Raw genomic sequence first — 14,973 nt, 5'->3', positions numbered from 1 at the left:
GTGAAGGCGACGTACGGTGTACCGGCTGTTCACGGCTTACGGCTTACCGCTTACGGCTACGGCTCACGGCGGGCGCGGGCGCGGGCGCGGGAGTGGCGAGCGGCCGTGGAGGCGGTGACGTCCCCGCCTCCACAACCGCGCCGGATCACCCGGCCGTTACCACCCGGCGGCTACCGCCCGACCGCTACCGCCCGACCGGTACCGCCCGGCCGGTCAGCCATGACCGGCCCTCTCGCTGACGGAGGGTCAGCAGGACGGGTTGTAGTAGTAGCTGACCGAGTTGCCGTTCAGCCCCGCGGAGGCCAGGGACCATACGCCCTTGGCCGTGCAGCCGCTGCCGAACACGACGGTGCCGATCTTCACCGACGACGCGTGCTTGTTCGTCGGGTGCTTGTAGTTCGACCACGCGGTGTTGGCGCCGTGGTCGTAGCTCCACTTGCCGCCGCCGACGTCGACAGAGGTGGCCAGGGCCGGCGTGGCGGCGGCGAAGCTGAGGGCGACAGCGGCGACGGCGACCTTAATTCCGGTTTTCTTGTTCATGAATGAACTCCGCTTTCTCGTGGGCTTGATCGGACGAGGCAGAACCCTGGCACACATTCAGTTGCACTGGCAACCATGAAATTGCGCTCCGGGAATTGCCTGTCGCGGGCGGGTCGGAACGGTCCGCCCATGCCTGAATCCACCGGCGTCGGCGGGCGGCGACGGCGGTGGTCGGCAGGCGAATGGGAAGTAGGAATTCCGCACCGCGCGATGTCCGGCCGCGGGCCGGATTTCGGGCGGTACGGGGTACGTGGACGCCCGGCGCGGGCGGCCGGGCGCCGGTGCGGACGGCGACGCGTCAGGCGGTCGCCGCTGCGGGCCCGTACCGTCTCACGTGCTGCGCTGCGCCGATGGGCGGTCTTCTGATCCCACGCATGTGTGCTCCCCCGTGCCGGTGCCGGGTGGTCCGCGGCAACCCGGCCGACGATAGGCGCGGATCCGGCCGACCTCGAATCCCGTACCGAGGCTTGGCGCGTTCTCGGCGGTATGCGGCTTGAATCAGATCCGGGAAACGGCCCTCCGGCGCGGAATTCCGGATTCAACTTGATTCACGCTGCAAGTAAGGTGCGGCATTCCGTTTTCCGCGATGTACGGCTATCCGGAACGGCGTTGCGGGAATGTCAGACCGCTCCCGCGAAACGCATTCGGAATCCTCACGGCGCGCTGTGTCGCGGGGGACGAGGCGGGCAGCCTCAGGGCAGGAGGCGGGCGAAGACGACGATGTTGTCGAGGTAGGTGTGGCCGGTGAAACGGCCGCCGCAGGTGATCAGGCGGAGTTGGGGGTCGGGGCGCGGGGCGTAGACGGCCTCGGTGGGGAACGCGTCCTTGGCGTAGCTCCGGACGGACGTCACCTGGAAGCGGACGGTCCGGTTGTCGTCGAGGGTGACGCGGATGACGTCGTTGACCCGCAGGAGTGAGAGACGGGAGAAGACGGCGGGGCCGTCGGGGGAGTCGACGTGGCCGACGAGCACGGCGGGGCCGGGGGCACCGGGGACCGGGCCCGCGTCGAACCAGCCCGCCCGGCTCGGCCGCGAGGGGGTGTCCAGGGCGCCGGAAGGGGTCAGGCCGAGCGGTTCGAGCGGGGTGTCGACGTCGATGGCCGGGATGGCGAGCGCGCGGGGCCGGGCGGCGGTCGCCTCCGTCGGGGCCACGGGCCGGCTGACGACCCGGCCCGGCTCCGGGGCGACCGCCCCGACGGCGGCGCGCGCGTGGCCGGAGCCCGGCCGCGTCCCCAGATTCGCGGCGAGGCCGACGGCGCCGCCCGCGACCGTCACCACTCCGAGGACGGCGAGCGCCCCGGCCGCTCCCCGATGACGCGGCCGGGGCCGTGCGTGTCGCGGCGCCATGACGCCGCTCAGCCGCGCCGCAGTCGGCGTACCGACAGCACCAGCAGGCCGGAGCCGATGACCAAGGCGGCTCCCCAGCCGACCAGTTGGGGCGTACGGGAGCCTTCGGCCGCCGCCTTCCGCTGGTCGAGACCGCCGAAGCCCGCGTCCACGCCGCCGTGGGGCTGACGGCTCGGCCCCGCGGAGTCGGTGAGGTCGAGCAGGCCGGGCGCGGAGCCGGTGGAGGACAGGACGACCAGCGTGTGCGTGCTGCGGCCGGTCAGTTGGACGGTACGGGAGGTCGTCGCGGCCCCGGCCGAGACCCGTACGGTCGTGCTGCCCGCGGACACCGTGCGGTACGGGGTCGAGGCGGGGAAGCGCAGCGAACCCTGGTTCAGCGCGGCCACGTGGACCGCGACGGCGGGCTGGCTCAGCGACGCCTGGATGACCCGTACCGCGGCCTGGCCCTGCGGGGCCGACAACTGGTCGGAGAGCGTGCGCAGTTGCAGCGCCGAGTTCGGGCCGAGCCCGGCGACGGTGTACGCGCGGCCCTGCACGACCCGCACGGTCGAGGAGATGACCGGCGACACCGACGCCGGGTCGCCCGCCTTGCGCATCGCGACCGTGTACTGGCCGGTGGCGACCGACTCGTACGGCGAAGCGTGCCCGTACGACACGCTCTTGAGCACCATCGCGGCCGTCGATCCGCCGAAGGGGTAGAGGTAGACGTCCACCGGCGGCGTACCGGGCGAGAAGTGTGCCAGCCGCAGCCAGCCGCCGGACCAGGCGGGAGCAGCCGACGCACCGGCCGCGGCCGGGCCCGCCAGCACAGCGGCGCTGAGCGTGAGAACGGCGGCGGCGCCGAGCGCGGCGGCCCGCGACGAGGATCTGGACGACGGTCTGGACGACGATCCGGTGCGCGCGGTCGCCCGCGGGAAAAGCCTCATGCGAAGTCCTTCTGACGGGCGGATGCGCCGATTGGTCCGGCGTTCAGGGGCGGGGGCGGGGTCGGGGGCGCGGTCTGGGCGTGTGTCGGTGCGGGGCGGGGCCGGGCCGTCTGACGGGCGGGTGTGCCGGTCGGCTCGGGGTTCGGGGGCGGGGCCTGTGTCGGGGCGGCTCGGGGTCGGGCCGCCCAACGGGGTGTGCCGGTCGGTCCGGCGTTCACGGTCGAGCCGGGGGCCGGTACGGGGTCGGCTTCGGCGTTCACGGTCGAGGTCCGGGTTCGGGCCGGGCCCGGAGGGCTGCCCGTGCGGGGGCGATGCGGCGTTCACGACGGGGAGTTGGCGCTGACGAGGCCGTCGGGCGCGGGCTGGTCGTACAGCACGGTCAGGACGGCGGGGGTTCCGGCGCCGCCGGTACGCGCCGCGGTCCGCAGCGGCCGGTAGGGCGGCTGCTGGGCGTCGACGAGGGCGCGCAGCGCGGCGGCCTGCGGTCCGCTCCCCGTGGCCGGGGCGCCGTCCACGCGCGAGATCGCCACGCCGCCGCGCGGGACGTCGGCACCGGCGCCGGGCGCGGGCGCGTCGAAGGACGCGACGGTGAGGGTGTGACCGCTGCTGAGGACGGCGAGCAACGCGCAGACGCGCAGGTCGACCTGACCACCCGTCAGCAGCGCGCGCGTGCCGCCTTGGAAGGTGATCCGCTGGTTGGTGGCGAGCGCCGCCCCCGAGAAGCGGCGCTCCGCGCGGTCCGCGGCGGCCACGCGCTCGTACGCCGTACGCCCGGCGTGGGCGATCGGCAGCACCTCGGCGCGCTGCGCGTCGGCTGCCGCGTCCGTCCCGCTGCCGCTGCCGGGCCCGTCACCCGACCCGTCCCCCGACCCGGTCCCCGCCCCGGCCCCGTCACCCTCACCCCCGCCGAACACGGCGAGCGGCTGCGGGCCGGTCAGATCCCGTAGCGCGTCCCCCGCCATCGCGCGCAACGGGCCAGTGACGACGGCGACATCGGCGCCGAGCAGCTGCTGCGGAGAGGAGGTGACGGTGAGCGTGGAGCCCGCGGGGAAGCCGTGCGACACGAGCGCGGCGCAGACGGCGACGTCGCAGGCGACGACGTGGGTGGGGCCGATGTGCCCGGCCACCCAGGCCGCGACGGCGTCGCGGATCGGCGGCGGCGTGGACGGGGAGACCGACGCGGAAGACGACGCGGACGACGACCCGGACGCGGACGCCTTCGGATCGACGGCCGCCGTCGGCCGGTCGGAGCCCTCGGTCCTGGACCCGGTCCCGGAGCCGCCGCGGTCGCGCAGAACGACCACGGCCGCCGCGGACACCACCGCCAGGACGAGCACGGTGACCGCGAGCGCCCGGCCCCGGTGCCGCCGGGCGGCCCGTTCGCCGGGCGTGGCCGGCGCCTTCGGCCTCAGCCCGAGGTGGCGCCGGACGAAGGACCGCAGGGTGTTCCAGTAGATCCGGAGCCAGGACGGCTCGTCGGGGCCGCCGGGTCTGGGAGGTTCACCAGGCCCCGACGGCCCCCCGCCCCCGGACGGTCCCGCGGCCTTCCCCTCCCGGGCCGCGGGTTCGAGCCCCGGCACCAGGCCGGGCGGCAGGCCGAGCGCCGGTCCCGGCGGCCGTGGCCGCCGTACCGGTGTGCGGGGCTCGAAGAAGTTCTGCGACATGGACCGCTCACGGGTTGGAAGGGGAACGGCGCCCGCGCGGCGGTGACGACCGCCGCCCGGACGACCGGGACCGGGGCGTCACGGGCTGGTGCCCGCTTCCGCGAAATCGGCCTCCCCCCTGAGGAAGCCGACTCCGCAGCGCCTCGGAGCGAAAGGAATCCAGCCCGAATATCAGCACACTTGAACGAAACTGACAAGCCCTCTCACTTTCCGTTCAATCTCGGACACGGAGTGAATCCCGAATATGCCCGCTGCGATCAAACATGCTGGTCAGCGCGGCGAGAGTGGTGATGATCATTACGGTGATCCTTTTACTCGCGAGTAATTCACTCACGCACCACAAAGCTCATCGGGAGCGTCCCGGTATTCGGGCACGACAAATCCCGGACGCGGGCTGAATGGGCAGAAATTCAGCAGATCCCGCGGTCCGGAAACGACACCTCCACAGCTCAGTGGAGGTAAGCGGCAGGCCCGGTCCTTCCCGTACGACGACCACACGGAGACGCTCTCCTGCCCCGTATTCGGAGCCGCTCCGGCCGCGGATGGGTCGCCGGCCAGGATCAGTCGGGGAGCACGACGGTTCGCCGTGCGGCGGCGATCAGGGCCCGCCCGATGTCGGCCTCCGGCTCGCTCGCGGCGGTGAACCGGCCGGTCTGGACGCCGTGTACGGCCAGGAACACCGTGTCCACGTGCGGCGACTCGATCGTGGCGAGCGGCAGCGCCCCGCCGTGCACGCGCCGCAGCACCCCCCCGCTCGTGGAGCGAACGCGAACTGCGCCGCCTGTGCCTGCGCCTCCCCGAGATCCTGGCCTCCACGCTCGCCGACGAGGGCGTGGCCCTGGGCGCCCTGCGCCTGGCCCTGGACGAGGTCGACCACCGCCTGTTCGGTACGGGCCTGTCCGCCCCCCTTCCGCCGCGCCGCCACTGACCCCCGGAACCCCGGCTCGTGTTGGTCCGAGCCGGGGTCCCCCCGGAGGTCTCGCGCGCCGAAGGTCAGACGCGGTCGGCGACGATCATCAGGTACTGGAAGCTGCCGTTCTTGTACGCGGTCAGGAAGGCGTCCTCGACTCCGGTGACCAAGTGGTCGGCGGATTTGCGCAGTTCCCAGTACGGGATGGTCGCGGCCGTCAGGTCCTCGACGTGGGTGGGCACCAGCCGGTGCTTGGCCATCGCCTGGAAGTACGCCGAGCGCGGGTGGATGTCGCAGATGTAGTGGGCGTTGATCAGGGACACCTCGCGGGACGCGCGCCCGTACGAGTCGTTGTAGCAGCCGGTGATGACGACGTAGCGACCGCCGCGGCGCAGCAGCCGGGCGTGCTCGGCGAAGAGCAGGTCCAACTCCACGTACATCGTCGACTCGTTGTTCCACGACGCGGCGTAACCACCGGTCTGGAAGCCGGTGTCGAGCATGTTGCGGTGGTGGTAGCGGACCTTGCCGTCGATACCGCGCGCCCGCGCCTGCTCATTGGCGAAGTCGGCCTGCTTGGTGGAGAGCGTGACGCCGTCGGCGTGGCACTGGTAGCGCAGATTCGCGGTGACGCTGCCGCCGCCGCGCCCGCAGCCGGCGTCGAAGACCCGGTCCTCGGGGCTCAGCGGGCCCAGGTGCTTGGCGAGGAGTTCGGCCTGGGCGTGTTCGAGCCGGTGCAGTTCCGTGGTGATCAGGTCCCGGCGCCTGGCGGGGTCCGTCTCGTCGAGTACGGACCAGTCCACGTCGCCGACACCGTAGTGGTGGTGGTACAGGTCGTCGATCCTGCCGAGTTCGAGGTTGACCGGATTCTGTTCGGCGTTCCAGTAGTCCGCGACGCGGGTCTGGTACGTGGACTGGGCCGGAACCGGTGCCTTGGCGACGCCGGGGTGCGAAATGGTCAACGCTGACTCCTCTTGGTACTGGGATCGGTCATCGTGCCGTGGAGCGGGTGAAGCAGCCTGCGCCTACCAGTAGTTGGGCAGGCGGTATCGGTGGGTGTTGGTCGCGTGCCATTCGTGGTTGCCGGCCACCCAGTCCGACAGCCCGCGTGCGTACCGCGCGACCAGCGGTGACGTCGCCGACGCGGCGGCGGCCTCCTCCTCGAAGGTGCCCATGATCCGGTTGTGGATCTCGACGCTCTCCAGATAGGCCGCCTTGAGGCCGCATCCCTCGTTGGCGGCCACGACCTGCGGCAGATTGAGGTGCGTCGGGTCGCCCTCCAGCTCCTTGGTGAAGGAGTAGAGGTCGTTGACGATGGTCGTCGCGTTGCAGGCCAGCGCCGTGATCCGCTGGATCTCCGGCCGCGCGTAGACGGCCTCGGGCAGCTCGTACCCGTCGACCGCGTCGATGATCGACAGGCAGGGGCGGAAGTTGTTGAACTGCCGCATCACCAGGTATTCCCACACCTGCGGGACGAAACGCTTCTCCGCCCAGGCCGCTTCGGCGAGATAGCCCAGGTGCAGCCGGGCGATGTCGTGCATGAAGCGGGTGGTCTGGCTCGGGGTGGCGAACTCCGCGTAGTCCCTCATCGCCCAGTGGTACGAGCGCAGGGGCCCGTCCGCCTGCATGCCGAGCCGCCACTGGGCCTCGGACTCGGGCGTGCCGTGGTGCGGGTCGATCGCCGACTGGGCCATGAGCAGCGGCCCGCCGAGGCCCTGGTGGGAACCGCCTCTTCCTTCCTCCTCCTCGCAGTAGCAGGAGTCCACCAGGTTCTCGGCGAGCAGCAACTCGCCCGCGACGGTGAGCCGTTCGAGGTCGGCGGCGCCCGGATGCTGGAGCACCACGGCCCGGCCGAACTGGAATCCCGCGAAGTCCCCGTTCCACGCGGGCGGGAACAGGTCGAGGCCGCGCGCCCACTCCTCGAGCCGCCGGTCCACCTCGTCGACCTTCGCCTGGTCCACGGGCGGCGCGGGCTGGTACCTGAGACCGGGAACGGCCCCGGTGCGCCGGGCCTTGAGCGTCCGGGTGAGATTCTGCGGACCGGGCAGTTGCCGGGGGACGGTCGGGGTGGCGGCGGCCACCGTGGTGGCCGCCGCCCGCGACACGTCCGTGTCCGGGGGCGCGCCCGTCGCGTGGTCCACGCTCGGCCCGGTCACTCGACGGTCCTGCCGAGCTGGACGTTCTCCAGGATGCCGACCGCGTCGGGCACGAGGATCGCCATCGAGTAGTAGGCGGTGACCAGATAGCTGATGACCGCCGTCGTGCTCACCCCCATGTGGCGCATGTTCAGGCCCGGTTGGAGCTGATCCGGCAGCGCGGTCGGGAGCAGGCCGACCACGCCCTGGTCGTCCTCACCGGTACGCAGCGCGATGATGCTGCTGGTGTGGTGCCCGGTGACCGGGATCTTGCCGCAGGGCAGCAGCGGCACACCGCGCCAGGCGGGCACCGCGTGCCCGTTGACGTCGGCGAGGCCCGGCATCAGACCGCGCTTGCTCACCTGCCGGAAGAAGGCGGTGATCGCCTTCGGGTGGGCGATGAGGAAGCGGGTGCCGCGCCGCATGGACAGCAGTTCGTCCAGGTCGTCCGGTGTCGGCGGCCCGCTGAAGGTGCTGATCCGCTGGTCGTACTCGGTGTTGTGCAGCAGCCCGAAGTCACGGTTGTTGACCAGCTCCCACTCCTGGCGTTCGCGGATCTCCTCGATGGTCAGCTTGAGCTGCTGCTGGGTCTGGTCCATCGGGTCGTTGTAGAGGTCCCCGACCCTGCTGTGCACGCGCAGCGCGGTCTGGGTCAGCGACAACTCGTACTCGCGCGGGGCCAGTTCGTAGTCCACGTAGCCGCTGGGGATCGACGGCTCGCCGCGGTGCCCCGCCTGCGTCGGGACGTCCGCCTCGCCGCGCCGGTTCGTCGGCCGCCGCTGCCGCTCGGCGTACGCGGCCAGGTGCGCGGCGAAGGAGGGGACGCGGTCGGCGACTTCGGCGACGACGGTCCAGGGGACGGTGAGCAGGACGGCCGCGGTGTCGGCCCGCGCGGAGGACGTCCACCGCGGCTCGTCCTGGCCGATGGCCTCGTTCCCCAACTGGCCGCCGTCGGTGACGACTCCGGTGACCGCCTCCTCCCCGTACTTGCCCTCGGTGTACCGGGTCAGCCGTCCGTGGACGACGAGGTAGGTGTCGGTGATCGGCTGCCCTGCCGTGAACAGCGCTTCTCCGGCGCGCACTTGGCGGACCTCGTAGCGGCCGGCCAGTTCCCGCAGCACGTCGGTGTCCTGGTAGCCGCGCAGCGCCGGGAGTTCGGTCAGCGTCTCCGGGATCACCCGGACGTCGTCGGCGCCGTTCTGGTCGAAGCTCACCCTGCCCTGGCCGACGTGGAGTTGGAGCCTGCGGTTGACGCGGTAGGTGCCGCTCGGGACGTCCACCCAGGGCAGCATCCTGAGCAGCCAGCGCGAGCTGATCCCGCGCATCTGCGGTTCTGACTTGGTGGTGGTGGCGAGTTGCCGCGCCCCCAGGGTGCTGAGGCTGGTGAGCCGCGCGCCGTCGCCGGGTGCGGCGGGCGGCGGCTCGTCGGTCGTGGGGCTGATGGTGCTTTCCGAAGCGGGCACTTTGCCTCCGGGACGGGGAACAGAGCTGTGCGCACAGGCCAGTTGCGGACCGGACGGCCCGCGGGACCGAACGGCCCCGGGACCGGACGGCCCACCGCACGGGAACCAGCGAAACAGCCCGGGGCGCCGTCCCGGTACGGCGCGCGGGGGGCGACTTCGCGCCGCGAGTGGTGCAAACCTGCCGGCCGAGGCGGGAAGGGGCGCGCGCCCCCGCGATCACCTCAGCCCGCCGCCACAACGCCGCCGCCAGGCGTTTTCCCCACCCTTCACGGGTTCGGGTGATCCCCCCGTCGCAAGGTTTCACCCCGGCGCGCCCCCTGCCCGCGCGCCGTTCGCGGGAGGCGGGAAGGGCCCCCGAGGGACACGTCTCAGACGGTGTGGACCGTGACTCCGGCCGCCGCGAGGGCTTCCGTCTCCTCGGCGGGGGCCGCTCCGTCCGTGACGACGGCGTCGAGGGCGGTCGGCGCGGCGACGAACGCCAGCGCCGTACGGGAGAACTTGGCCGCGTCGGCGACGGCGATGACCCTGCGGGCGGCGGAGATCGCGGCGCGCTTGACGGCGGCGTCGGCGAGGTCGTAGGCGGTGAGGCCGTCGGCCGCGGTCAGGCCGCAGCAGCCGATGACGGCGGTGTCGAAGCGCAGGGAGGCGAGCGACGCCTCGGTGAGCGGTCCGGTGAGGGCGAGTTCGCCGGGGCGGGGCTCGCCTCCCGGCAGCAGCAGCTTGACGTGGGCGGCGCCGGTGAGGGCGTTGGCCGCGTGGAGGGACAGCGGCATGACGGTCAGGCGCCGGTGTTCCAGGGCGCGCGCGACCTCAAGACATGTGGTGCCGCTGTCGAGCACGACGGACTCGCCGTCGGTGAGCATCTGCGCGACGGCGGCGGCGATCCGCCGCTTCGCGTCGCTCCCGTCCTGCGCGCGCAGCGCGAACGGCGGCTCCTCGCCGCGCAGCAGCAGGCTCCGGGCGCCGCCCCGGTAGCGCTCGATGACGCCCTGCTCGGCCAGCGCCTCCAGGTCGCGGCGGATCGTCATCTCGGAGGTGTCGGTGAGTTCCGCCAGGTCCGCGACGCTCATCCGGCCCGCCTCGCGCACGGCCTCCGCGATCCGCCGCAGCCGTTCCGCCGCCCCGGCGTGCGCCGCGCCGCCCGTTCCCTCAGTACCGCCCGCCGTACTCGCCATGACGCAATCGAACACCCGAGATGTTCGGATTGCAACTTTACAAACAGAGAATCTGTTCGTTACGTTCGAACCATGGAGAGATCCCTGCGGGCCGGACGGCTGGCCACCTTCGCCTTCTTCGCTCTCAACGGCTTCGTCCTGGGCATGTGGATCGTGCACATTCCCGCCATCGAACACCGCGTGGGCATCAGCCACGCCGTGCTCGGCTGGCTCCTTCTGCTGCTCGGCGGGGGCGCCTTCATCGGCATGCAGCTCGCCGGGCCCCTCACCGACCGGATCGGCTCCCGCAAGGTCGTACCCGCGAGCGCCACGCTGTGCGCCGCGGCCGTCGTCCTGCCGGGCCTGGCCACCAACCCGTGGGCGCTGGCCGCCGCCCTGTTCGTCTTCGGCTTCGGCAACGGCTCCCTCGACGTCAGCATGAACACCCACGCCGTCCAGGTCGAGCACGGATACGCCCGGCCCATCATGTCCGCCTTCCACGCCGTCTTCTCGGTCGGCGGCGTCATCGCCTCCCTGCTCGGCGCGCTCACCTTGAAGCTCGGCTGGAGCCCGGCGGTCACCCTCGGCGCCGCGGCCCTGGTCGGCCTCGCCGTCATGGCCCTGGCCGCCCCGGCGCTGCTCCCCAAGGAAGTGGCCGAGCGGGCGGACGCGAGCGCGGCCACGGATACGGCCACGGGCGCGGCGACAGATACGGCCACGGCCACGGATACGCCCAAGGCGGCGGCCAAGTCCGCGCGCAAGACCCCCTCCCGTATCTGGATCCTCGCCGCCCTCGCCCTGATGCTCATGCTCAGCGAAGGCGTCGCCAACGACTGGAGCGTGCTCCACCTGCGCGACGTCCTCGACGCCCCGCAGGCCACCGCCGCCCTCGCGTACGGCGCGTTCGCCACCGCGATGACCGTCGGCCGCTTCCTGACCGACTCGGTCGCCGCCCGCGTCGGCACGGTCGCGGTCCTGCGGTACGGCTCCGCCCTCGGCGCCGTCGGTCTCGCCACTGCCGCGCTGTCCAACAGCGTCCCGCTGGCCCTCATCGGCTGGACGGTCTTCGGTATCGGCCTGTCCGGCTGCATCCCGCAGCTCTTCAGCGCCGCCGGCCACGCGGACAAGGACGCGGCGGGCGCCAACGTCTCCCGCGTGGCGGGCCTCGGTTACCTCGGCATGCTCGCGGGCCCGGCCGTCATCGGCCCGCTCACCCACTTCATGCCGCTGAACGCCACCTTCGCCCTGCCGGTCGCCTTCTGTGTCATCGCGAGCGTCGCGGCGGGCACCCTGAAGCCGGACGCGGAGCCTGACGCGGCGGTCGAGCCTGACGCGGCGGCCGGGACAGGCGCGGCGGCCGAGACGGACACGATGACGGAGACGGACGCCGCCAGTGCGCCGCACGGGGCCTGAGTGTCAGGCGGGGCTGACGAGTCCTCTGCGTTCTTGGACACGATCCGGTCACAATGAGCTGCCCCGCAAAGCAGCATCAAATCGGGCATAGAGGACCGATTTAAGCCGTCTTGTTTGCGCTGCGTGTGACCTCGGGTAGGCGGCGACGCGGAGTCGGAAGGTTCGGCTCCGCTCTGTCCCCTGCCCCGAAAGGCCACCGTGACACAGCTCGTCGTCGAGCACGTAAGCAAGATCTTCGGCAGAAGGCCGAAGGAAGGAGTACGTCGGCTTCAGGAAGGCGCCGACCGCGAGAAACTGAGGGAGGAAGGGACGACCGCTGCGGTCGTCGACGCCTCCTTCACCGTGGAACCCGGCGAGATATTCGTCGTGATGGGCCTGTCGGGATCGGGCAAGTCCACCCTGCTGCGCATGCTGAACGGTCTGCTGGAGCCCACCTCGGGCAGGGTGCTGTTCGACGGGCGGGACCTCACGGCCCTGTCCGCGAAGGCCCTGCGCGACCTGCGCTCCCGCAGGATCAGCATGGTCTTCCAGCACTTCGCGCTCTTCCCGCACCGCAGCGTGCTGGAGAACGCCGCCTACGGCCTCGAAGTCCAGGGCCGCCCGCGCGAGGAGCGCGAGGCCAAGGCCGCCGAGGCGCTGGCGATGACCGGCCTCAGCGGCTGGGAGAAGTCCTGGCCCGACGAGCTGTCCGGCGGTATGCAGCAGCGCGTCGGCCTGGCCCGCGCGCTGGCCACCGACGCCGAACTGCTGCTGATGGACGAGTCGTTCTCCGCGCTGGACCCGTTGATCCGCCGCGACATGCAGGACCAGCTCCTCGAACTCCAGCAGCGGCTGCGCAAGACCATCGTCTTCATCACCCACGACCTGAACGAGGCCATGCGGCTCGGCGACCGTATCGCCGTCATGCGCGACGGCCGGATCGTCCAGATCGGCACCGCGCAGGACATCCTCACCGAACCGGCCGACGACTACGTGGCCAGCTTCGTGCAGGACGTCGACCGCTCCCGTGTGCTCACCGCCGCCTCGATCATGGAGGAACCGCGCGTGATGGTCAGCCCGGACGACGGGCCGCGCGCCGCGATGAGCGTCCTGCGCGACGACCACGCGTCCGCCGCCTTCGTCGTCGAGGGCGGGGCCGAGGGCGGTCGCAAGCTGGTCGGCACGGTCACCGAGGTCAGCTGCACGCAGGCTGACAACGATGGCACCGTGCGCGACCTCATGGACACCGACTGCGTGACGACCCAGGCCGACACCCCGCTGTCCGGCCTGCTCACGCCCGCCTCGCGGACGAAGCTGCCGCTGGCCGTCGTGGACGACGACGGGCGGCTCACCGGAGTGATCCCGCGCGTCGCGCTGCTCGCGGCGCTCGGCGACCACGAGGACGAGACCGCGCCCGATTCCGGCTCCGTCGATTCCGGCTCCGTCGAATCCGGGTCCTTCGAAGGGAAGGAGGCCGCCCGTGCCTAGGATTCACCTCGGTAACTGGGCGGAGGACGCCGTCAATTGGCTGACGGACCACCTCTCCTGGCTCTTCGACGCGATCAGCAGCGTCGTCAACCACATGTACGACGGCGTGGAATGGGTGCTCGGCGGCCCGCCGCCGCTGCTCATGGCGGCCATCCTCGCGGTGATCGCGCTGTGGATGCGCGGCCTCCCGGCGGGCGTACTCGCCTTCCTCGGCTTCGCGTTGATCGACTCCATCGCGCAGTGGGACGAGGCGATGCAGTCGCTGTCCCTGGTCGTCGTCTCCGGTGTCGTGGCCCTGTTGCTCGCGGTGCCGCTGGGCATCTGGGCGGCACGCAGCCGGACCGCGAGCATGGTCGTCCGGCCGGTGCTCGACGTCATGCAGACGCTGCCCGCCTTCGTGTACCTGATCCCGGCGATCATCTTCTTCAGCCTCGGCACGGTCCCGGCCGTCATCGCCTGCATCGTCTTCGCGATGCCGGTCGGCGTCCGGATGACCGAGCTGGGCATCCGGCAGGTGGACGAGGAACTGGTCGAGGCCGCCGACGCGTTCGGTACGTCGCCGGGCCGCACGCTGATGCGCGTGCAGTTGCCGCTGGCGCTGCCGACCATCATGGCGGGCGTCAACCAGGTCATCATGCTGACGCTGTCGATGGTCGTCATCGGCGGCATGGTCGGCGCCGAAGGGCTCGGCTCGACCGTCTTCGGCGCGATCAGCCAGGTCAACATCGGCCTCGGCTTCGAGGGCGGCATCGCGGTGGTCATCCTGGCCATCTACCTCGACCGGATCACCGGCGCGCTCGGCGACCAGGTCTCGCCGCTGGGCCGCCGCGCCCTGGCGCTGGCCCGCGCGAAGCTCCCGACGCGCGGCCTGAGCGTGCTGCGCTACCGCCCGCGCCCCGCCGTCGGCCTGTCCGCCGTCGTCGCGCTCGCCCTGATCGCCTGCGGCACCGGCATCTTCGGCGGCGACTCCGACGACGGCCCCGCGACGGCCGGTTCGGCGGACGTCGGCAAGGGCCGGACGGTCAAGATCGGCTCCTTCAACTGGGACGAGTCCATCGCGTCGGCCAACCTGTGGAAGGAGGTCCTGGACTCGCGCGGCTACAAGGCCCAGGTCAACACCTACGACCCCGGCGCCGCCTTCACCGGCCTGTCCACCGGCAACTTCGACTACCTCACCGACGCCTGGCTGCCCACCACGCACGCGTCCTACCTCCAGCAGTACGGCAAGGACTACGCCGACCTCGGCAAGTGGTACGACCAGACGTCCCTGGAGGTCTCCGTCCCGTCCTACGTCAAGGGCGTCTCGTCCATGGCCGATCTCAAGGGCCGGGGCAAGGAGTTCGGCGGCAAGATCATCGGCATCGAGCCGGGCGCGGGCGAGATGAAGCTGCTCAACTCCACGGTGCTCAAGGGCTACGGCCTCGACAGCGAGTACCAGGTCGTCAGCAGCTCCACCTCCGCCATGCTCGCCGAGCTGAAGCGGGACTACGCGCAGCACAAGCCGGTCGCCGTCGTCCTGTGGTCCCCGCACTGGGCTTACAGCACGTACGAGCTGACCAAGCTCGCCGACCCCAAGGGCCTGTGGGGCAAGGCCGACTCCATCCACAATCTGGCCAACAAGGGCCGGGCGGACAAGCTGCCGCAGGTCACCGCCTGGATGAAGGACTTCCACCTCACCGAGGAGCAGCTCAGCTCCCTGGAGGCCGACATCCAGTCCGCCGGCCAGGACAACACGGCGGCGGGCGTCAAGAAGTGGCTCGCGAAGAATCCGGGGATCGCCGACAAGATGGCGCCGGTGACCGCCACCGGCTGACCTTCCGTCACGCCGGCGACGCGGAAGAGGGGTTCGCGGAATCCGTACCGCATCGCGCCCGGACAGCCGGGGGCGCTCCGGCCGGGCGCGGAGCCGGTCGACCGGGCGGACGGCCCGGCGGGACGACCGTACGGGTACTCCGCTG

General features: G+C 71.8%; 12 protein-coding genes. 3 read left to right on the top strand and 9 right to left on the bottom strand.

Translation table 11 applies throughout. The features are described 5' to 3' along the window. Positions 1-246: 246 nt before the first annotated feature. The 9 genes from ACIO6U_RS08680 to ACIO6U_RS08640 all read right to left on the bottom strand — a co-directional run bounded on the left by ACIO6U_RS08680 (position 247) and on the right by ACIO6U_RS08640 (position 10,156). On the bottom strand, positions 247-540 hold the full coding sequence (locus ACIO6U_RS08680) for a lactococcin 972 family bacteriocin (protein ID WP_355336333.1): 294 nt from the start codon (positions 538-540) through the stop codon (positions 247-249). Positions 541-1,232: 692 nt separating this feature from the next. Next, positions 1,233-1,886, bottom strand: a complete 654-nt coding sequence (locus ACIO6U_RS08675; RefSeq protein ID WP_401716742.1) for a class F sortase — start codon at positions 1,884-1,886, stop codon at positions 1,233-1,235. Positions 1,887-1,894: 8 nt separating this feature from the next. Further along, a complete protein-coding gene (locus ACIO6U_RS08670) occupies positions 1,895-2,812 on the bottom strand; it encodes a DUF4397 domain-containing protein (RefSeq protein WP_401716739.1) in 918 nt (305 codons plus the stop codon). A gap of 320 nt (positions 2,813-3,132) precedes the next feature. Further along, complete coding sequence (locus tag ACIO6U_RS08665; protein ID WP_401716737.1) at positions 3,133-4,476, bottom strand: hypothetical protein; 1,344 nt, start codon at positions 4,474-4,476, stop codon at positions 3,133-3,135. Between the two features lie 560 nt (positions 4,477-5,036). Then, positions 5,037-5,222 (bottom strand): hypothetical protein, encoded by a 186-nt coding sequence (locus tag ACIO6U_RS08660; RefSeq protein ID WP_401716734.1) that lies wholly within the window; start codon positions 5,220-5,222, stop codon positions 5,037-5,039. A gap of 247 nt (positions 5,223-5,469) precedes the next feature. Then, the gene (locus ACIO6U_RS08655) at positions 5,470-6,345 is read right to left on the bottom strand and encodes a geranyl diphosphate 2-C-methyltransferase (protein WP_401716731.1); all 876 of its coding nucleotides are present in this window, start codon (positions 6,343-6,345) and stop codon (positions 5,470-5,472) included. Positions 6,346-6,408: 63 nt separating this feature from the next. Then, entirely contained in the window at positions 6,409-7,488 is a 1,080-nt protein-coding gene (locus ACIO6U_RS08650) for a family 2 encapsulin nanocompartment cargo protein terpene cyclase (RefSeq protein WP_401717167.1), read from the bottom strand. Positions 7,489-7,535: 47 nt separating this feature from the next. Continuing rightward, positions 7,536-8,981, bottom strand: coding sequence for a family 2B encapsulin nanocompartment shell protein (locus ACIO6U_RS08645; protein ID WP_401716728.1), 1,446 nt, complete (start codon positions 8,979-8,981; stop codon positions 7,536-7,538). A gap of 368 nt (positions 8,982-9,349) precedes the next feature. Then, the gene (locus ACIO6U_RS08640; protein WP_355336345.1) at positions 9,350-10,156 is read right to left on the bottom strand and encodes a DeoR/GlpR family DNA-binding transcription regulator; all 807 of its coding nucleotides are present in this window, start codon (positions 10,154-10,156) and stop codon (positions 9,350-9,352) included. Positions 10,157-10,228: 72 nt separating this feature from the next. Between ACIO6U_RS08640 and ACIO6U_RS08635 the strand changes: the two genes are divergently transcribed. From ACIO6U_RS08635 to ACIO6U_RS08625, 3 genes are all read left to right on the top strand, one after another. Continuing rightward, positions 10,229-11,548 (top strand): MFS transporter, encoded by a 1,320-nt coding sequence (locus ACIO6U_RS08635; RefSeq protein WP_401716725.1) that lies wholly within the window; start codon positions 10,229-10,231, stop codon positions 11,546-11,548. Positions 11,549-11,746: 198 nt separating this feature from the next. Continuing rightward, positions 11,747-13,015 carry a glycine betaine/L-proline ABC transporter ATP-binding protein gene (locus ACIO6U_RS08630; RefSeq protein ID WP_401716721.1) on the top strand — a complete coding sequence of 423 codons (1,269 nt, stop codon included), beginning with the start codon at positions 11,747-11,749 and terminating at the stop codon, positions 13,013-13,015. Next, positions 13,008-14,828 carry an ABC transporter permease/substrate binding protein gene (locus ACIO6U_RS08625; RefSeq protein WP_401716718.1) on the top strand — a complete coding sequence of 607 codons (1,821 nt, stop codon included), beginning with the start codon at positions 13,008-13,010 and terminating at the stop codon, positions 14,826-14,828. Before ACIO6U_RS08630 ends, ACIO6U_RS08625 begins: the two co-directional genes overlap by 8 nt. The last annotated feature ends 145 nt before the right edge of the window (positions 14,829-14,973 follow it).

It is taken from the genome of Streptomyces sp. NPDC087422 (assembly GCF_044744145.1).
Lineage (GTDB): Bacteria > Actinomycetota > Actinomycetes > Streptomycetales > Streptomycetaceae > Actinacidiphila.
Note: the sequence above shows the minus strand (reverse complement) of the source record. Positions and strands in the feature narration are given on the sequence as shown.